At 66.3% G+C, this 19,478-nt stretch carries 17 protein-coding genes; 6 read left to right on the top strand and 11 right to left on the bottom strand.

The features are described from left to right. Nucleotides 1–57 precede the first annotated feature (57 nt). The 3 genes from AC1KVE_RS18690 to hemF all read left to right on the top strand — a co-directional run bounded on the left by AC1KVE_RS18690 (nt 58) and on the right by hemF (nt 2,843). Complete coding sequence (locus AC1KVE_RS18690; RefSeq protein ID WP_435015189.1) at nt 58–774, top strand: hypothetical protein; 717 nt, start codon at nt 58–60, stop codon at nt 772–774. After that, nucleotides 771–1,349, top strand: a complete 579-nt coding sequence (locus tag AC1KVE_RS18685) for a hypothetical protein (protein ID WP_481093087.1) — start codon at nt 771–773, stop codon at nt 1,347–1,349. The genes AC1KVE_RS18690 and AC1KVE_RS18685 overlap by 4 nt, the downstream gene beginning before the upstream one ends. Nucleotides 1,350–1,943: 594 nt before the next feature. After that, nucleotides 1,944–2,843 (top strand): oxygen-dependent coproporphyrinogen oxidase, encoded by a 900-nt coding sequence (gene hemF, locus AC1KVE_RS18680; protein WP_046345059.1) that lies wholly within the window; start codon nt 1,944–1,946, stop codon nt 2,841–2,843. Between the two features lie 429 nt (nt 2,844–3,272). Here the strand turns inward: hemF and polA are convergent, their stop codons facing one another. Continuing rightward, nucleotides 3,273–6,074, bottom strand: a complete 2,802-nt coding sequence (gene polA, locus AC1KVE_RS18675) for a DNA polymerase I (protein ID WP_184458364.1) — start codon at nt 6,072–6,074, stop codon at nt 3,273–3,275. A 77-nt stretch (nt 6,075–6,151) separates the two neighbouring features. On the opposite strand from polA, the gene AC1KVE_RS18670 reads away from it, so the two are divergent. Then, entirely contained in the window at nt 6,152–6,442 is a 291-nt protein-coding gene (locus AC1KVE_RS18670) for a DUF2782 domain-containing protein (protein WP_026064381.1), read from the top strand. 183 nt (nt 6,443–6,625) lie between these two features. Here AC1KVE_RS18670 and AC1KVE_RS18665 read toward each other — a convergent pair whose 3' ends face one another. The 5 genes from AC1KVE_RS18665 to AC1KVE_RS18645 form a co-directional block, all read right to left on the bottom strand. Continuing rightward, nucleotides 6,626–9,154, bottom strand: coding sequence for a serine/threonine-protein kinase (locus tag AC1KVE_RS18665; protein WP_481093086.1), 2,529 nt, complete (start codon nt 9,152–9,154; stop codon nt 6,626–6,628). Further along, nucleotides 9,133–9,672, bottom strand: a complete 540-nt coding sequence (gene ecfK, locus AC1KVE_RS18660; RefSeq protein WP_046346102.1) for an ECF-type sigma factor EcfK — start codon at nt 9,670–9,672, stop codon at nt 9,133–9,135. The genes AC1KVE_RS18665 and ecfK overlap by 22 nt, the downstream gene beginning before the upstream one ends. 145 nt (nt 9,673–9,817) lie before the next feature. Continuing rightward, nucleotides 9,818–9,952: a DUF2147 domain-containing protein gene (locus tag AC1KVE_RS18655; RefSeq protein ID WP_228960521.1), complete on the bottom strand. Its 135-nt coding sequence runs from the start codon at nt 9,950–9,952 to the stop codon at nt 9,818–9,820. 259 nt (nt 9,953–10,211) lie between these two features. Further along, complete coding sequence (locus AC1KVE_RS18650) at nt 10,212–10,739, bottom strand: hypothetical protein (protein ID WP_481093085.1); 528 nt, start codon at nt 10,737–10,739, stop codon at nt 10,212–10,214. Between the two features lie 463 nt (nt 10,740–11,202). Then, nucleotides 11,203–11,628: a hypothetical protein gene (locus tag AC1KVE_RS18645; protein ID WP_024937547.1), complete on the bottom strand. Its 426-nt coding sequence runs from the start codon at nt 11,626–11,628 to the stop codon at nt 11,203–11,205. Here AC1KVE_RS18645 and AC1KVE_RS18640 point away from each other — a divergent pair. Further along, the gene (locus AC1KVE_RS18640) at nt 11,621–11,794 is read left to right on the top strand and encodes a hypothetical protein (RefSeq protein ID WP_167709991.1); all 174 of its coding nucleotides are present in this window, start codon (nt 11,621–11,623) and stop codon (nt 11,792–11,794) included. The genes AC1KVE_RS18645 and AC1KVE_RS18640 overlap by 8 nt on opposite strands. A 78-nt stretch (nt 11,795–11,872) precedes the next feature. On the opposite strand, the gene AC1KVE_RS18635 is transcribed toward AC1KVE_RS18640, so the two are convergent. Beyond that, nucleotides 11,873–12,910, bottom strand: a complete 1,038-nt coding sequence (locus AC1KVE_RS18635) for a patatin-like phospholipase family protein (protein ID WP_481093084.1) — start codon at nt 12,908–12,910, stop codon at nt 11,873–11,875. 515 nt (nt 12,911–13,425) lie between these two features. Here AC1KVE_RS18635 and tagK point away from each other — a divergent pair. Next, complete coding sequence (tagK, locus tag AC1KVE_RS18630) at nt 13,426–14,052, top strand: transcriptional regulator TagK (RefSeq protein ID WP_481093083.1); 627 nt, start codon at nt 13,426–13,428, stop codon at nt 14,050–14,052. Nucleotides 14,053–14,206: 154 nt separating this feature from the next. Here tagK and AC1KVE_RS18625 read toward each other — a convergent pair whose 3' ends face one another. From AC1KVE_RS18625 to AC1KVE_RS18610, 4 genes are all read right to left on the bottom strand, one after another. Next, the gene (locus AC1KVE_RS18625; protein ID WP_016902734.1) at nt 14,207–14,653 is read right to left on the bottom strand and encodes a universal stress protein; all 447 of its coding nucleotides are present in this window, start codon (nt 14,651–14,653) and stop codon (nt 14,207–14,209) included. 109 nt (nt 14,654–14,762) lie between these two features. Beyond that, on the bottom strand, nt 14,763–15,344 hold the full coding sequence (locus AC1KVE_RS18620) for a sugar O-acetyltransferase (RefSeq protein ID WP_126966205.1): 582 nt from the start codon (nt 15,342–15,344) through the stop codon (nt 14,763–14,765). 182 nt (nt 15,345–15,526) lie between these two features. Next, nucleotides 15,527–17,713 (bottom strand): DNA helicase II, encoded by a 2,187-nt coding sequence (gene uvrD, locus AC1KVE_RS18615; RefSeq protein WP_184458357.1) that lies wholly within the window; start codon nt 17,711–17,713, stop codon nt 15,527–15,529. A 239-nt stretch (nt 17,714–17,952) separates the two neighbouring features. After that, nucleotides 17,953–19,344, bottom strand: a complete 1,392-nt coding sequence (locus AC1KVE_RS18610) for an FAD/NAD(P)-binding protein (protein WP_184458355.1) — start codon at nt 19,342–19,344, stop codon at nt 17,953–17,955. Between the last annotated feature and the right edge of the window lie 134 nt (nt 19,345–19,478).

The raw sequence follows: 19,478 nt of genomic DNA, 5'->3' as shown, positions 1-19,478 counted from the left end.
GGAGCGCCGCCGGCACCGCAGCGGTGTCCGATTCGCGGCGCGCAGAAGGTAATCGCGATGGGCCTGTGGGACCGTTTGTTTGGACGCAAGACCCCGGTGGCGAAGACGCCCCGAGCCGAACCGACCGCAGCGCCGGCAGCTGCAGCCGATGACACCGATACCGAGGTCCAGATCGACCCGGCACTGCAGCCCGCACTGAGCCTGTTCCAGCGCGGCGATCAGCTTGGCGCCTACAACGCTGCGCAAGCGCAGCTGCACCTGGGTGCCGACGCGCAACGTCTTTGCGCGTTGGCATTGAGCGCGCTGGACCGCTACCGCGAGGCATACCCGCACTGGCTGGCGCTGTACGAACTGGAGCCTACCGCGCACAACGCATTGCAGTTGGCGACCACCTCGGTGATGTGCAACGAGATCGATCGTGGCGAACAGTGGTTGCTGACCTTCGACGATCTGAATGCGCAGGAGCGCTCCACCTCGCCGGCCACCGCACGCACCAGCTTCCTCACCGCGCTGACCCGCGCCGGTCACGGCGCGCACGCGTTGCCGCATCTGGAGTGGTTGCGCGAGGCCTACGCCGGCATGTCGATCACCGACAGCCACTTCCTCTACGTGCGCGGGCTGCCCTTCTTCGAGGCCTTCCTGGAGCGCAGCACACCGTTGTTGCGCCAGTGCCTGCCGGCCGACGCCCTGCCCGGTTGGTACGCGCAACTGCAGCCGGCCCTGGATCCGGATGGCCAGGCCGCCGTGGCCGCCCATATCGCATCGCTGCAATGAGCGCGCCGACACCGCGCCCTCGACCGCGCGGCGGTTTTGTCACGCCGCTGGCATGGGTGTCCCTGCTGTTGGGTGTCGTCAGTGCGATGTCCAACCTGCTGCAGATCGTGATGATCGTACTGATGCCCGACGCGGCGGCGCTGGGCTTGCCCGAAGGGATCAGCCTGCCCACCTCGTTGCAGTGGTTGATCGATCATGCGTTGTCATTGTCCGTCGTAGGCGTGGTGCTGTCGGTGGCCTTCGCATGGTTGAGCTGGGCCTTGCTGCAGCGACGCGAGTGGGCGCGGGTCGGGTTCGTGGCGGTGTTGCTGGTGACCGCACTGCTCAATGTCGGTGGCCTGGCGTTGATCGGGCCGCTGTTCGAGGGCGTGCAGGCGATGCTGCCTGCCGATGTCGTGCACAGCCCCGAGTGGCCGCAGCTGCAGGCGCGCCTGCAGGCAACCCGCCAGGTGGCGTTGCTGCTGACAGGCCTGGGCGTGCTGGCAATCGGCTGTCTCCACGCAGCGCTGGCATGGCGGTTGTGCACGCCCGCAGTGCGCGCCGAATTTGCCGCCTCGCGCGGGCGCAACGCATGAGGGAATCGAGACGTCGAGCCGTGGCGACGGTTAGACACGGCACGAGGCTTGAATCACAAGCCCGGTGAGTCGAGGGCGCATGCCCTCACCACTTCCGGGACACGCCGTGAATCCGTCTGTGGAGGCTTCCTGGCAGCATCCATGCCGCCAAGGGTCCCGGAACCGGTAAGGACACCGCACCGGTTACCGGTTGCTCTGTCGAAACCATGCACACCCACCATCGCGACGGGTCCTTGTCCGCCCACCGTCGCGGGACCTTACGCGGCATGGATGCCGCGTAAGAGCCTACACGGACGTACTTGCGGCGTGTCCTGCGATGGTGGGCGGGCAAGGGCCCTGCAGCCAGACCGCCGATCGCGTGCCCTGCTTCTGCTTCCTCTTCCTCTTCCGCTTCTGCTGCTTCTGCCTCGCCCACACTGCCCGGTCCCAACTAGAAAACAGCCGGCATATGAATCCTGGCGTGGGACGAGCCGGCAAAGCCTGCCTGGCCAAGTACCCGATGCCTACACCTACACGCCGCAGCGCCTCGCCCTGCGACAAACGGGCGCGTTTGCCCGGCTGCATGAAGCGCGATGCACCGCTTAGAATCGTGGCATGAACGAATTCGACCGTGTACGCGATTATTTGACCGGCCTGCAGGACCGTATCTGCGCTGCCGTGGAAGCCATCGATGGCAGCGCGCGTTTTGCCGAAGACCTGTGGCAGCGCGAGGAGGGCGGTGGCGGGCGCACCCGCATCCTGCGCGATGGCGCGGTGTTCGAGCAGGCCGGCATCGGGTTTTCGGACGTGTCCGGCTCGCGCCTGCCGCCTTCGGCCAGTGCGCACCGGCCAGAGCTGGCAGGGGCGACGTGGCGCGCCTGCGGCGTGTCGCTGGTGTTCCACCCGCACAACCCGCACATCCCCACCACCCACGCCAATGTGCGCTACTTCCGTGCCGAGCGCGATGGCGAGATGGTGGCGGCCTGGTTCGGTGGCGGCTTCGATCTGACCCCGTTCTATCCGGTGGACGAGGACGTGCTGCACTGGCACCGCACCGCGCAGGCGCTGTGCGCGCCATTCGGCGAGGAGCGCTATGCCGCGCACAAGCGCTGGTGCGACGAATACTTCTTCCTGCGTCACCGCAACGAGACGCGTGGCGTGGGCGGGCTGTTCTTCGACGACCTGGGGCAGGATTTCGAACGCGACTTCGCCTACCAGCGCGCGGTTGGCGACGGCTTCCTGGATGCCTACCTGCCGATCGTCGAGCGCCGCAAGGATACGCCCTACGGCGAGCGTGAGCGCGAGTTCCAGCTCTACCGCCGCGGTCGCTACGTGGAGTTCAACCTGGTCTACGACCGCGGCACCTTGTTCGGCCTGCAAAGTGGCGGGCGGGCCGAAAGCATCCTGATGAGCCTGCCCCCACGGGTGCGCTGGGAATACGGCTTTACGCCAGAACCGGGCAGCGCCGAGGCGCGGCTGATGGACTATCTGGTCCCGCGCGACTGGCTCGGTTGAATCCCTCAATTAAAAAACGCAGCGCTAATGAAACGCTGTGTTGATCGATTGAGTTAATTCGACCTATTTAAATTTGTGATTTCCCGCGACGCCGGTGGAGCGTGCAATACGATGAACCGGTTATGTTGCGTAGCAAAATAATTGCAGGCCGGAAATAAAAAGCCCCGCAGACCAGGGGGAGGTCGGCGGGGCCAGGGAACGGAAACTTGGGGAGTAGTTTCCGCTCCGAGATCTGCTCCAGGGGATGGGAGAGATCTGCCGACAGGCGTTGCGCCCGTCGAGGGATATGACACCATTTTCTACATTGATGGATCGTGAAGATAACTGTTAAAAATATGTAGAATTTAGCGGTTATTCATTCCATCGGCGCAGGCTCGATTCGTATTATGTCTGGTCTGCGCATTCAGCATATCAGCCTTATCTGCTGCGTCAGTGCGCCTCATCCCAGTTATCGCCAACCCCGGAATCGACCACCAGCGGCACGCGTAATTCGGCCGCGGCCGACATGCGCGTGGTCACTTCGCTCAGCAGCGTGTCGACGAAATCGGTCTCGGCTTCGAACACCAGTTCGTCGTGCACCTGCAGGATCATCAGCGCACGCTCGGCGTGGTCGGCGATCCAGCCGTCCACGCTGACCATGGCGCGCTTGATGATGTCGGCGGCGGTGCCCTGCATCGGTGCGTTGATGGCGGCGCGCTCGGCGCCGGCGCGCTGGCCCTGGCTGCCGGCGTTGATGAAGTCCAGATACAGCCGGCGGCCGAACACCGTCTCCACGTAGCCCTTGTCACGTGCCTGCTGACGGGTGGTTTCCATGAAGTCGCGTACGCCCGGGTAGCGGCTGAAGTACAACGCGATGTAGTCCTGCGCCTCGCCGCGGCCGATGCCGAGCTGCCGGGCAAGACCAAACGCGCTCATGCCGTACATCAGGCCGAAGTTGATCGCCTTGGCGGCGCGGCGCTCGTCGGCGCTGACGGTGTCGATGGTGCGGCCGAACACCTCGGCGGCGGTGGCGCGGTGCACGTCGGCGCCGGACTCGAACGCACCGACCAGGCCCGGGTCGCCGGACAGGTGCGCCATGATGCGCAGTTCGATCTGCGAGTAATCGCAGGCGATCAGCTTGCGCCCGGCCGGGGCGACGAAGGCGCGGCGGATGCGGCGGCCGTCTTCGGTGCGGATCGGGATGTTCTGCAGGTTCGGATCGGACGAGGACAGCCGCCCGGTGGCCGCGCCGGCCTGGTGGTAGCTGGTGTGCACGCGCCCGGACTGCGGGTGGATCATTTCCGGCAGCTTGTCGGTGTAAGTGCTGCGCAGCTTGGTCAGGCCGCGGTATTCCAGGATCACCCGCGGCAGCTCGTGCTGGTCGGCGATGGCTTCCAGCGCCTCTTCGTTGGTCGAAGGCTGGCCCTTGGGCGTCTTGACCACGGCGGGCAGCTTGAGCTCGTCGAACAGCAGCGCCTGCAGCTGCTTGGGCGAATCCAGGTTGAAGCTGCGCCCGGCCAGCTCGGTGGCCTTCTGCTGGGCGGCGAGCATGCGCTTGGACAGGTCCGCGCTCTGGCGGCGCAGTTCGGCCGCGTCCACGCACACGCCGTTGGCTTCGATGCGTGCCAGTACTTCCACCAGCGGCATCTCGATGTCGCGGTAGACCTGCTCCAGGCCCGGCTCGGCCGCCAGCCTGGGGCCGAGCACCTGGTGCAGGCGCAGGGTGATGTCGGCATCTTCGGCGGCGTAGCGGGTGGCGTCGTCCAGGCTGATCTGGGCAAACGGGATCTGCTTGGCGCCCTTGCCGCAGACGTCCTCGTACTTGACCGTGTCATAGCCCAGGTAGCGCTTGGCCAGGCTGTCCATATCATGGCGGGCGCTGCCGGAATTGAGCACGAAGCTTTCCAGCAAGGTGTCGTCGCTGTAGCCGGCCAGGGCGATGCCGTGGCGGCGCATCACGTGCAGGTCGTACTTGCCGTGCTGGCCGAGCTTGCGCACCGCAGGGTCGGTGAGCAGCGGCGCCAGCTGCGCCAGCGCCTGGGCACGGTCGAGCTGGGCCGGGGCGCCGGGGAAGTTGTGGCCGAACGGCAGATATGCCGCCTGGCCGGGCTCGGCGGCCACGCTCAGGCCGATCAGGTCGGCCTGCAGCGGGTCCAGGCTGTCGGTTTCGGTATCGAAGGCGAACTGGCCGGCGGCGCGCAGGCGCGCGATCCAGCTGTCGAGCTGTTCCTGGGTCAGGATGGTCTCGTACTGGCCGGGCGCCGACAACGCGGGGTCCAGGTCCACCGGGGCGCTGGCCGGGCCGGACACGAAGCCGGTGCCGCGCGCGCGTCCGGGTTCGGTACGGGCGCTGGCTGCGGCGGCTCCCAACGGCATCGGTTCGGTCGACAGGCCGGCCTGGGCGGCTGCACCGCCGAGTTCGCGCAGCGCCTGGGTGAAGCCGTAGCGTGCGTACAGCACCGCCAGCGTTTCGGCGTTGGGCTCGCGCAGGTCCAGCGCGCGCGGGCCGCTGGCCAGGGTCACGTCGGTCTTGATGGTGACCAGTTCGCGGTTGAGCGGCAGCCGCGGCAGCGCGGCGCGCAGGTTGTCGCCGATCTTGCCCTTGATCTTGTCGGCGTTGGCGATCACCCCATCGAGGGAGTCGTATTCGGCCAGCCATTTGGCGGCGGTCTTGGGGCCGCACTTCTCCACGCCGGGCACGTTGTCCACGGTGTCGCCCATCAGCGCCAGCAGGTCGACGATCTGGTCGGGGCGCACGCCGAACTTGGCGATCACCGCCTCGTCCGAATCCATGCGGCTGCCGCTCATGGTGTTGACCAGTTCGATGCCCGGGCGGACCAGCTGGGCAAAGTCCTTGTCGCCGGTGGAGATGGTCACGCTCAGGCCGTCGGCGGCGGCCTGCAGGGCCAGCGTGCCGATCACATCGTCGGCTTCCACGCCGTCGATGCGCAGGATGTCGATGCCCAGCGCATGCACGATGTCGCACATCGGCTGCACCTGCGCGCGCAGGTCGTCGGGCATCGACGGACGATTGGCCTTGTAGTCGGCATACAGATCGTCACGGAAGGTCTTGCCCGGCGCATCCACCACGAACGCGACATAGGCCGGGCGTTCCTTCAGGGTGGCGCGCAGCATGTTGACCACGCCGAACAAGGCACCGGTGGGCTCGCCCTGGGCATTGGTCAGCGGCGGAAGCGCGTGGAACGCGCGATACAGGTAACTGGACCCGTCGATCAGGACTAATCTGCTCATGCGCCAATTCTACGCTGCACGCTCACGCCACATCGTGCCGGCGCATACTTGCCGACGACCTAGAACGGATGACGACGATGAAGAGAGCGAGTCTTTTGCTGCTGCCGTTACTGCTGCTCGGCGGCTGCGCCACCACCTCCGGCGGTACTGCCGGCGACGGTATCCCCGCCGGTGCCGATGTCACCAGCAAGACCATGGGCAACGGCGACAAGGTCGACGAGTACCGGGTCAACGGCCAGCTGGAAATGGTGCGGGTGACGCCTGCCCGTGGTGCGCCCTACTTCCTGTACGACCGCGACCACGACGGGCATACCGATGCGGAGAAGGACAAGGTCAATAAGGTGTATTGGAAGCTGTATAGCTGGTGATTCGGGAGTCGGGAGTCGGGAGTCGGGAATCGGAGAGCGTAAGCCTCGCGGGTCTTGCGGCGCTGGTTTCGGTGACAGCCTAGTGCCGGGCTAGATGGCCGATGGTCTCGGTACGCTGCCGCATGGCGACAGGGATTGCCTGTGCTGTCGGCCGGCGGCACTTGGCCGGCCCGATACTTCATCTCAGCGTTGCGCCACCGACTCCATGGTTTCTGCGCTGGAGGTTGCGGCAAGCGCCTTGGCCGGGGCGACCAGTGCCAAGGTCTGGCGTGCGGCGCGCAAGGGTTGCTCGGCATCGCCATAGATGCCGGTCAGAATCTGCAATGCCTGCTGTGCGTGGTCGCGCGCGGCGGCCAGCTGGCCGAGCCTGCGCTCGGCTTCGGACAGGCCGCGCAGGATCTCGGCGGTCTGTGGATGCGTGCGGCCCAGTACCCGCATGGACGACGCCAGCGACGCGCGCTGTTCGGCCAGCGAGGCATCCAGCTGACCACTGTCCAAGAGCCACAACGCATGGTTGCTGCGATAGCCGATGGTGGCCGGCGCATCGTCGCCGAACAGGGTGCGCGCGCGCTCCAGGACGGCGCGGTAATGCGGGCCGGCGTCGGCCAGCTTGCCCTGCTGCCGCAATGCGTGGGCCAGGTTGCTTTCCACCATCAAGGTGTCGGCGGCGTTGTCGCCGTACAGCTTGCGGGTGAGGCGCAGCAACGAGGCCAGTTCGGTTTCGGCAGCGGCAAAGTCGCGTTGCATCAGCAGGAACACCGCCAGGCTGTTGCGCATCGACAGCACCAGCGGGTGCTCCGGCCCGCGCATGGCGATACGCTCGCGCAGGAGGCTGCGCTGCAGGGCGATTGCCGGCAGCAGCTGGCCGACGTCGGCCAGCAGGCCGGCATAGACATTGCCGGCATCGATGCGTTGATCGGCGGTGCTGGCGCCGTTGGCCAGCGCGGCGACATAGGCATGCCGGCTCTCTGCCATGGCATCGGCCATGCGGCCCTGGTCGCGCAACGCCCAGGCCAAGCGCGCGCGCATCTCGTTGCCCAGCGCCTGCTGTTCTGCATCGCCGCCTGCCGCCAGCGCGATGCTCTGGCGCAGCACGTGCTCGGACTCGCTGGCCTTGCCGGCGCCGGTCAGCGCCTGGCCAAGCATCGAGGCCGCTTTCAGGGCCGGCACGCTGGCCGCGCCCATGTGCTGCCGCGCCAAGGTCTGGGCGATGCGCAGATGCAGCACCGCCTGCGGATAGTCGCCCAGCGCGATCAGCGTGCGGCCCAGGGTCAGCTCCACCTGCGTACGAGCATCCGGCTGATCGGCCAACTCACGCGCGGCACGCTGCGAGGCCTGCTGCAGCACGCGCAGCATCAGCGTCTTGTCCAGATCCTGCGCAATGCCCGGGTCCACGCTGGACAGCACCGAACCCATGAAGTCGCCGGTGACCTGCGCGCGCTGCGCATCGCGCGCAGCGTGTTGCAGCGACCACAGTGTTGCACCCAGGCCGGCAACCAGCGCGATCGAAACAAGTGCAGCAGCCAGCACGCCGCTGCGATGGCGCTGGGTGAACTTGCGTAGCCGCAACCAGCCGCCGGCCTGCAACGCGCCTGGCGGATAACCATCCAGCCAACGGTGCAGATCCTCCAGCAAGGCCGACACCGACGCGTAGCGCGCGCCCGGTTCCGGCGCCAGCGCGCGCAGCACGATCGCATCCAGGCCATCGCGCAGCTGATCCTGCAGCTTGCCGTGGCTGGTCGCACGCGCCGCGCAGATCCGCGCGCGCGCATCGGCCGGCACCGCAGCCACCCGCTGCGATGGCGGCTGCGGCACGCCGTCGCGGTCTGCCACCGGGGCCAGCCCGCAACTCAGTTCGTAGAACATCGCGCCCAGCGCATAGATGTCGCTGCGTGCGTCCACCTCCGGCGCGCCGCGCGCCTGTTCCGGGCTCATGTAGCCGGGCGTGCCGCGGCCATGCGCGGAGGTTATGCCGGGGTTGGACGCATCGACGGCGATGCCGAAATCGATCACGCCCGGCATCGGTCGCCCGTCGACCGCGCTGACCAACACATTGCTCGGTTTGAGATCACGATGGATCACGCCTTTCTGGTGCGCGTGCTGCACCGCCTCGCCCACCCGCAGCATCAGCAGCACACGCGCCTGCAGCGATAGCAGGTGCGCATCGCACCACCAGGTGATCGGCTCGCCGCGCAGATACTCCATCACCAGATACGGACGGCCGTGCGCATCGGTGCCCACGTCGTGGATCTGCGCGATCGCCGGGTGCACCATCTGCGCCAGCAGCCGGCATTCGAATTCGAACAAGGCCCGGCCCTGCACATCCAGGGCTTCGGCGGCCACCAGCTTGATCGCCACCTCGCGCTCGTAGGCACCGTCGGCGCGATGGCCCAGATAGACCTGGCCCATGCCGCCGGCGCCGATCAGGCGGTCGATCGCCCAGGCACCAAAGCGCGTGCCGGCCGGCAGTTCCGGCAGCGGCGCGCGCAGTGCCGCGGCGGCCTGTTGCAACGGCGCACGCACGCGCAGCGTGGCCTGCGATTCCACCGCCAGCATCGCCAGCAACTCATCGCGCAGGACCGCATCGTCGCCGGCCTGCGCACGCGCGAATGCCTCGCGCGCCTCTACCGGCAGCTGACAGGCCTGATGGAACAAGGCCTCCAAGCGCTGCCAGGAGGTGGCGGCGCCGCTCACAGCTGCGCCGCCAGCCATACGCGCGCGAAGCGCAGATCGCGCTCCAGCGTCGGCACCGACACCTCCAGTTGCTCGGCCGCCTCGGCCACGCTGAAACCCACCAGCTCGGTCAGCGCGAAGGCCTTGGCCTTGCGCTCGTCCACGCGCGCCAGCTTGTCGAAGGCATCGGCGACCACCATCAAGGCCTCCGGCCGTGGCGTACCGTCGGACAGGCTGATCGTCAAGGTCACTGCCTGCCCCAGCCGCTTGGCGCTGGCATGGTGGCGCGCCAGATCCACCAGCAAATGGCGCATCTGCAGCGCCGCCACCGCATAGAAATGCGCGCGCGAGCGAAACGCCTGCTGGCCCTGCTCCAGCCGCATCCACGCCTCGTGCACCACCTCGGTCGCCTGCAGGCCGGCACGCACATCGCGCCGCAGCTCGCGCAACGCGGTGGCGCGCAGCACCTCGTAGACCTGCCGCGCCAATGCGTCGCCCGCGCCGGGCTCGTCGCGCTGCCAGGCCTGCAACAACTCGGTGATCGGCAGCTCGGACATCCGGTCCATCTCGCCTGCGTGGGAGCGCAGTATCCCGCATTGGCGACCGGGCAGGCACTTCAAAACCAAACGGTTTAGCTCGCCTGCCTGGTCCCCCGACCACGCGCGTCGGGCCGCCCGGGTCGGACAGCCACCACGGTGCGGGCTACCAGGTCGGCCCCTGACGGAAGAAGGCCACGCAGCCCGCCACCGTCAAGAAGCCATCCGCCCCATGCGTGAGCGTGGCATTGCCGGTCTTGCCGGATGCCGGGCCGTAGATCCTGCCTTTCCACAGAGCCACGGCATCCACCAGTTCGCTGCGGATAGCGTGCCTTCCATCGGGTTGTTGCGCTTGCCCGGATACGGATTGACGATATCGCTCCTTGCGCTACAGGGTTTTGCTCCTCACGACCCGGTATTGCGCTCTTCCGGCAGCGTCTCCTGCGCTGCATGCCTTCCAGTCCTTCCCCGCTGATGGGAGAAGTTACTGGATTGTCACGGATCCAACAGTCCGCTTGATGTGCGGCATGTGAGCTCTGTAGATCCCCGCTCAAAGAAGACTAGCTCAAGTTCAATGTCGAACCTTCTGCACCGGCACGGAACTGCTGCGCGCCGCCGCCCACGGCGGTGTAGACGATGGCAAAACTCTTCTTGACGTTGGGATCTGGGTCCCCGCCGAACGTCGCGTTGCTCACCGGGATCGCTGTGCCGCCGTTGTTGAGCAGCCACTGGCAGATCGAGGTGACGTCGTAACCGTTGTTGCCGGTCCCGTACATTCCACGCACGACGGTAAAACTGGGATTGCTAGGCACCGGAACGGGCGTACTGGCAGTAGGCGGATTAGGCACCAGATCGATCTGGCCATTTTCCGCACAACCGAGCGCAATGGGATTCCCATTGTTCAACGCCGGATTCTTGTAAAGAATCGCAAAGCTTTTGACTGTGCCCGGATCGGGATCGGTCCCGAAGAAGCTATTGCTTGCGGTGATATCGTCATTGCCTGTATCGACGCTACTCTGGCATAGCTGGGTGACATCGACTCCTGCATTGCCGGTACCGTATACAGCGGAAAGGATCGTGATCGCCATGATAAGTGCCCTTTTTTCGGGGCTGGGAAGGCTGCCCCGACTCGCCTCTCGCCATGGGCTGCCGGTCACCCGGCACCCTGGCACACCATTGACGCAGCCTGCAGCGACCCTGGATGCGCAACTCCGCATTCTTCATCGGGTTTCCAGGACATCGTGACGCGGGTGGTGGCAACAGACGTGGGACTGACGCACAACGCACCCGGTTGCGGTCTAGCGGCTCCTGCAGTGGCAAACAACCCTGAGTCGCTGGACGCCGCAGTCGTGAATGTCGTCAGAGCATGCACGCCACTTGAGACGGCGCCTGCACTCATGCCGCTTCCAACCTCTGCCACGTTCGCTCGACATCAGGGAGCAGATGGACACGCCCACCGAGACAACATTTCAGGTCCTTGCCGGGATCGAGATGCATTGACGCCGGCCGCAATCGCGGCGTTGCGGCCGGCGCCTGGCCGACGTCCGGCAATCAGCTGCCTTTGATAAAGGCAATCGCCGGATCACTCGAGTTGTAGCGGACGTAGTGATCGCCGTTGCGATAGGTGTTGACCTGATAGCTATCGCCTGTCTTGTCGTAGAAATAGTAGTCGTAGTGCTCGGTGTTGCTGAAATACAGGATGTAGGCCCAGGTTCCGCCGTAGGCTCCGAGACTGTAGCGGGGAATCGCAGCAATCGATTTGACCTCTGCGGTGGTATCGGTCCAGTTGTTTCCGGTCAGCGGCCAAGCGACCGCAATGCCGAAATCTTTCTTCGCTTCTTCACCTGCAGCATCGGCTGGCACCGTCTCCTGGTTGCTGCCGCGAAACCCGACCTGATAGGGAATGCCCTTGTCACTGACGGCGTCGGTCCATTCGATGCCGGATTCATCCTGCAGATGTGGCGATGCAATGCTCATTCTTTTTCTCCTGGTGGCAAACCAACACAATGTGTTCCGGCTGGAACACAGCTACGACCTGGAAACGACGACGCTGGCGCGGCCAACGCGTCCGGATTCCGGGTCAACGCCGGGCCGGCACGCCACGCACGGCGAGCTGCCTGGTGGCTGCGGGCAAAACGATTGAATGCCGCGAGCGGGCTGCCGACGCGGCTGCACGCACGGAAGCTCCACGCTGCGCGTGCGCACAGATCCGCTAGCCGCCCTATGTCCAGCGGCTGGCAACCCAGTCACGCGTCTGTTTCCAGGCATCTGTCTGCAGGTAAGCCTGGGTCTGGCTGGCCAGATCGGCGACATGCTTCCAGTCATCCAGTGCGTAGGGATGTTGCAGCTCGACATTGGCGCGCCTGAAGTTGCCGGCCAGCACCTGCTCGGCCTGGATGCTTGCAAGCTCAGCCGTCGCGTCCATGGTCAGATTCAGCAACGGCATGGCCGGGACCGGGCCGCTGGCCCAGGGATGCAGCCAGGACGTTGCGCCCCAGCCCAGCGGATTACCGATCGCGGCGGCCGGAATTCCTTGCGGGCTACTGCCGATTCCAAGCGACAGCAGTTGGATATCGCCGATGTTGGTCACCTGGCCGCTGGCGATGGCCTCGGCCACTGCGGTCATGGCCGGATTGTTGGCGAACACGCCGCCGTCGGCGAAGAAACCGTAATCCTCGTTCGTGCCGGCGATCCGATAAGGCGGAAAGTAGGTTGGCGCGGCAGACGTCGCCAATGCGGCATCGACCATGCTGATCTGCCTGTACGCATTGTTGGCGCCGTTGGAGAACGTGGCAGGCATCCAGTTTGCACTGCTCGCATCCCACAGGCGTGCGGCGTTGACGACGACGAGGCGCTGCGCTTGTGCAAGTTGCGTTGTACCCAAGAGACCGCTTGCGATCTGGATCAAGCCATCATTCTTGTACTGACTGCTGAAGAAGCCCGGCCCGCTGCCCAGTGCCGCATCCACCCCTTGCCGTTGCACCTGCGCCTGTTGATCGAGCAACCACCCATTGGGTTCGAAAATGCTGGCGCCCTTGGTCATGTACATCTCGATGATCGTGCCGATCGGGACGTTTTTCACCAATGCCAACGCAAGCAGGCCGCCAGTGGAAGTGCCGGCAAAGCAATTGGCGTGGCTGAGGATACTGCTGTGTTGATCCAGGTCCTGGATGAGGATCGCGGTGATCAGGCCGCGAATTCCGCCGCCATCGCAACTGATGATATTGAACGACATTGAAGTCTCCTGCAGAGCGGGCACTGGCTTGAAACGTGTGCGGCAAAGGCGCCAAGAACAAGCTGTCCGACTGCCCGTCCAGCGCGCGATACCGATGGCTGTCGGGATCAATCGCAGGTGTGCGGAAGTGATTGCGACGGCTGTTGCGTCTACCGTTGCACCACCTTAGAAGCGGCTCCGCCCACCACCCGACAAATCGTCTCGCGACATCGAGCATGTGATCTGCGACCGCTTTTGCTGCGGGTCGTCGGGCCGTGGTGCCCTCGGTATTCGCTTGGCGACCGGCATCGCGCTGCAGGACCTGTCCGTTCGACGCGGCGAATCAGTGCGCCCCCACGCAACCCCGTGCCGGCCGTTGCCAGCCCCGATCTCGATGCGATGCCATTGGCTCCGCATCAGCCACCACACCGACGCGTAGGCCGGGCCAGGCGCTTCCAGTATCGCGGTGCAGCGAGGAAAGGACCGGACGATCGATCTGGACTGCGGTCGATCGCACCAATGCGTGACGCAGCACCGGGTTCACGACAGGCAATGATGGGTTGGCGCCGCTTTTCTCGGTTGACCAGATGACAGGCCCCGGGGAGTGGGCCGCAGGCAGCACCCGCATGAGCAACACCAACTATTACGGCGCCATCGTCCCGCAGGCAGCGGTGCAGGCGCATGCGCCGCTGATGAGCGGTCTGCTGGCCTACATCGAGCAGCACATCGGCGAGGCCGAGCTCGGTACCGAGTCCCTGCAGCAGGCGTTCGGGCTGTCGCGTGCGTCGTTGTACCGGCTGTTCCAGTCGCGCGGGGGCGTGGCCAGCTATATCCGCGAGCAGCGCCTGTACGCCGCGTACCGTTACCTGCAGGCCTACCCGGAGTGCAGCCTGACCTGGCTGCTATATGAGATGGGCTTTGCGTCGGAGCGACAGTTCCAACGCTGTTTCCAGCAGCGTTTCGGCATGCCGCCGATGCACTGGCGCCGCCAGTGCCGCGCCGCACCGCCGACGCATGCGCCACGCCGCGGACACTACATTCCGGTGGGGCGCTTCCTGCGTGAGCTCAACCAGCACATACACCGGGATGACGCGCCGGTGCGTGCCGGCCTGCCACCGGTGCGCCCCGCTCCCTTGCATACCGACGCGTTACGGCATCTTGCACGGCCGGCACCAATGGAAAACTGACCTCCAATCCGCAATCCGCGTAGGAGCGCGCCTGAGCGCGATGAGGCTTTACCGATAACGCCCCGTCGCGCTCAGGCGCGCTCCTACGAGAGATTGTGCGACTTGGAACGTAGGACGCTTTGCATCTGCTCTGGCGCAGCAAAACATCCGACGATCAGCGGATCACCAGCACCGGGATCGAACTGTGCGTCAGCACCTCCACCGTCTGGCTGCCGAGCAGCATGCGGCGCATGCCACGGCGGCCGTGCGAGGTCATGATGATCAGATCGCTGTTGCACTCCTTGGCGGTCTGCACGATGCCTTCGGCGGCGAAGCGGTCCAGCACGTGGCGCGACGTGGCCTTGATATTGGCCGCGGCCGCCAGCTCCAGCGCCGGGCGCAGGATCTTCTCTGCGGCAGCTTCGCGTTCCTTGCGGTACTCCGGACTTGCCTCGTAGCCCACGCTCCAGCCCATCGCGTCGTACATGCCCATCGCCCACGGCTCGGACACGGTGACGATATCCACCTTGGCACCGGTGGCCTTGGCCAATTCCAGGCCTTGGAACAAACCGCGATGCGACAACTCGGACGCATCGATGGCGATCAGGATACGTTTGTACATGGTGACCTCCTTGGATGACCGGCCTGGCTGCCGGCGCACTCAGCCTGACAGTGCGCTGCGGTACACGCATTGATGCGCATCAATGCGGCCACGCGGCGTGCTGCAACACTCAGTCGGTTGGCGCGGCATCGGCAGCGTCGCGGCTTGCGCGTACGCGCGCCGGATTGCCCAGCGCGATCGCGCCGGCCGGCACGTCGCGGGTGACCACCGCACCGGCGCCGATCACCGCGCCGTCGCCGATGCACACGCCCGGCAGGATGATCGCACCGCCACCGATCCACACGTTGCGCCCGATGCGGATCGGCCGCCCGAACTCCAGCCCGCTGGCGCGGCCTGCCGCGTCGCGCGGATGGTCGGCGGCATAGAACTGCACCGCAGGGCCCACCTGCGTGCCCTCGCCGATGCTGACCTCGCAGACATCCAGGATCACGCAATTGAAGTTGAGGAACACGCCCGCGCCCAGACGAATGTTGTAGCCGTAGTCGCAGTGGAACGGCGGGCGGATCACCGCGCCTTCGCCCACCTCGGCCAACCGCTCGACCAGCAGCGCGTGCCGTTGGGCGGGCGGCTGCGCGGCACAGGCGTTGTAGCGCGCCATCCAGTCGGCGGCTGCAGCCTGGTCGGCCTGCAATTCGTCATCGGCAGCGTTATAGAGCTCGCCTGCCAGCATCTTGTGTTTTTCGGTGCGCATCGGGCCGTGGATCTCTGGACGTTCGATTCGAACGCAAGGGTGTCACGGATGCCGCGGGGAATGCATCGGGCGATGCACCAATACTGGCCAGCGGCGTGTTGGCGACGAACACGCCGCCCCGGCCGGATCCGGGCGCGTAATCCCTGCCGCGCATTGCCCGGCGATGCGACGCGGTTGCCGGCCTACACCACCGTCAGATTGGCGTATGCCATCACCAGCCACTTGGCGCCGACGTCGTCGAATTGCACCTGCACGCGCGCATGTGCACCGGCGCCCTCGTAGTCCACGACCACGCCGCCGCCGAACTTGGGATGTTGGACATTGGCGCCGAGCTTGATCGGCGCAGCTTCGACCACGCCATGCACCGGTCCGCCGCGGGCCGCGCCCAGCGAGGCGGTGCGCGAGACCTGCACTTTCGGGCGTACCTCGTGCAGCAATTCGCGCGGAATCTCGCGCAGGAAGCGCGAGGGCACGTTGTAATTGTCCTGGCCGTGGATGCGCCGCGATTCGGCGTAGCACAGCACCAGCTTCTGGCGCGCGCGGGTGATGCCCACATAGGCCAGGCGGCGCTCTTCTTCCAGCCGGCCGCTTTCTTCCAGCGAGCGTGCACTCGGGAACAGGCCGTCTTCCAGGCCGACCAGGAACACGATGGGGAATTCCAGGCCCTTGGCCGAATGCAGCGTCATCAGCTGCACGCCTTCTTCGCCGGCCTGGGCCTGGCCTTCGCCGGCTTCCAGCGAGGCGTAGGCCAGGAAGGCCACCAGCTCGGTCATGCCCTGGCTGTCTTCATCGTCCGGGCGGGTGAAGCGCGAGGCCACCGACACCAGTTCGTCCAGGTTCTCGGTACGCGATTCCGAATCCAGCCCGCTGCGGCTTTCCTTGGCCCAATGCTCGCGCAGGCCCGAGCGCATCAGCACATGGTCGATGCGTTCGGCCAGTTCCATGTCGCCGGTTTCGGCATGCAGCTGGCCGACCAGGCTCAGGAACGTGGCCAGCGCATTGCGGGCGCGCGCGGCCAGGGTGTTTTCCTGCGTGGACAGCATCGCCGCTTCCCACAGCGACAAGGCGTTGGCGCGTGCCAGGCGGCGCACTTCATCCAGCGTGCGATCGCCGATGCCGCGCGTGGGCGTATTGACCGCGCGCTCGAACGCAGCATCGTCGCTGCGGTTAGTGAGCAGGCGCAGGTACGCCAACGCATCCTTGATTTCGGCACGCTCGAAGAAGCGCATGCCGCCATACACACGGTACGGCAGCTGCTCGGAAATCAGCGCTTCTTCCAGCGCGCGCGACTGCGCGTTGCTGCGATACAGCACCGCCACTTCGCCATAACTGCCGCCGTCGCGCACCCACTGGCGCGCGCGCTCGACCACATAGCGCGCCTCGTCGACCTCGTTGTAGGCCGCATACAGGTCGATCGGATCGCCGTCGCCGGAATCGGTCCACAGCTGCTTGCCGATCCGGTCCGGGTTATGCGCGATGACCGCATTGGCCGCGCCCAGGATATTGGCGCTGGAGCGGTAGTTCTGCTCCAGCCGCACGGTCCGCGCGCCGGGGAAATCCTTCAGGAAGCGCTGGACGTTCTCGACCTTGGCGCCGCGCCAGCCGTAGATGGCCTGGTCGTCGTCGCCGACCACGAACACGTGGCCGGTCTCGCCAGCCAGCACGCGCACGAAGGCGTACTGGATGGCGTTGGTGTCCTGGAATTCGTCGACCAGGATCTCGCGGAAGCGCGCACGGTAATGCGCCAGCAAGGCCGGGGTGTCGCGCAGCAGTTCGTGCGCGCGCAGCAGCAACTCGGCGAAATCGAGCAGGCCGGAGCGGTCGCAACGTTCCTGGTAGGCGGCGTAGACCTGCCGGCGCACCTCGGTCCAGTCGTCGTTGGGCTCGGGCTGGATATGCTGCGGACGGCGGCCTTCATCCTTCTGTTCGTTGATCCACCAGCTCATCTGCTTGGGCGGATACTTGCCCTCGTCCAGCTCCAGCGCCTGCACCACGCGCTTGACCAGCCGCAGCTGGTCGTCGCTGTCCATGACCTGGAAGCCTTCCGGCAGCCGCGCATCCTGCCAGTGCAGGCGCAACAACCGGTGCGCCAGCCCATGGAAGGTGCCGATCCACATCCCGCGGCTGCCGTTGCGCAGCTGCAGGTCGGTGCGGTGGCGCATTTCGCCGGCGGCCTTGTTGGTGAAGGTCACCGCGAAGATGCCGTGGTTGGGCACGCCCTGGACTTCGTTGAGCCAGGCAATGCGATGGATCAGCACGCGCGTCTTGCCGGAGCCGGCGCCGGCCAGCACGAGGTAGTGCCCCGGCGGCGCGGAAACGGCCTCGCGCTGGGCGGGGTTTAAATGATCGAGCAAATGAGAGACATCCACCGCCGTATTTTACCGGTTGTGGCGTCGCTGCGGCTGAGATTGCGATGAAGCGGTTGGGTAAGCCGCTCTTGCATCGGCAGAGGGGTTGGAGTGAGGGTACGGGGCGAAGCAGTCGGTGCATCACTTCCGAAAGCGCGTGGCGACGCGTTTGTCACTGCAGGCACTGGTAGATGTCTGAGGCGCCCTCATCCGGCGCTACGCGCCGCCTTCTCACGGCGGCAGAAGGGAAAAATGGCCCCTCACCGCCCCGGCAATGCCAACACATCCCGCGCAATCGCCGCTGCCTGCTCACGCAGCTCCGGCACTGCCAGGCTCTCCCACAACGACCCGATCCGCAGGCTGCCGATCACCCGCAACCGCGGATTGGCGCGCCCCTCGGCGTCGATCAGACAGCCATCGGCAGCGGTATCCACCCCGATCCCATGCGGCCCGGCCACCGCAATGCCCTGCCCCAGCAGCTGCTGCAGCAGCGGGTTGCGCATCGCCTGCACGCGCATTTCCACGCCGGTGGCGTTGACCAGCGTCTGCACATCCAGCTGCAAGGCATGCCCGGCACTGGCGCCGGCACTGAGCCGCACGCAGGCGCCGGCCTGGAACGCCACCTCCAGCCGCGCGCGATGCAGCTGCAACTGTCCGCGCGCCCGCATCGCCTGCAGTTGCGCATGCACCGGCGCGGCGATGCGGTGACGATGCACATCCCAATAGCGCACCACGTGGCGCAGGAAGCGGCGTTGGTCGGCAGCCGACAGCGTTTGCCACAGAGCCTGACTCAGCGGGCGCACACGCTCCATCACGCTCTGCCAGGGCAGGCCTTGCGCCATCGCCACCCGCGCATGCTGCCGCAAGCTGCGCATGCGCGCACGCAGCGACAGCGCCAGCAACGGCTGCGGATCGAAGTCCGCCGCAACGCAGTGCGCCTGCGGCAACGGCAGCAGCCCATGCCGCGACACCACGTGCACCGCCCCGCGATGCGCCTGCGCGGCCAGCGTCACCACCGTGTCGGCCATGCTCAATCCCGAGCCGACGATGCACACCGCCGCGTCCTGCGGCAACGCGGCGACCGCCTCGGTATCCCAGGCTTCCACCCGCTGGGTTGCCGACAGGCCGGTGGCCCCGCGCAGCGGCAACGGCCGCAACGCATTGCCTACCGCCAGCACCATGCTGCTGGCGTGCAGGGTCTGCCCATCGTCGAGCTGCAACCGCGCGCCATCGGCATCGGCTTGCAGCGTCTGCACACGGGCGCTGTGCACGGTGAGCGTCGCCGGGCTCTGCGCGCGCGCGGCCTGCAGGCGTTCGCACAGGTAGGGCGCGTAGTGTCGGCGCCCGACGAAAGCCTGCGGCAGCCGTGCGTCTTCCAGCTCCGGGCAGCAGGCGTGCGCACGCAGGTAATCGACGAAATCCTGCGGCGCCTCCACCAGCGCACTCATCCGCGCGGCGGGCACATTGAGCAGATGTTCGGGACGCGCGGTGGAGTAGGCCACGCCCTCGCCCAGCACCGGGTGCGGCTCGATCAGCACGATCTGCACCGGCGCCACGGCCTGACGCAACAGCTGCAGCGCCACCAGCACCCCGGATGCGCCACCGCCAACGATGGCGATCACTGCATCGCCGGGATCACGCAATTCATTCATCCGGCAATTGTAGGCGATGCGTCGCGTCGCACCGATGACAGCGGCCATGCCCGCCGCGATGGCCGGGATAGCCCCGCGCGTACGTGCCGACGCGACGCACCCGTCCAACAAAGCGGTCGCCGGACGCGTCCATT

This window comes from Xanthomonas sp. NCPPB 2864, assembly GCF_056675615.1.
This window is presented reverse-complemented; position numbering and strand designations above follow the sequence as displayed.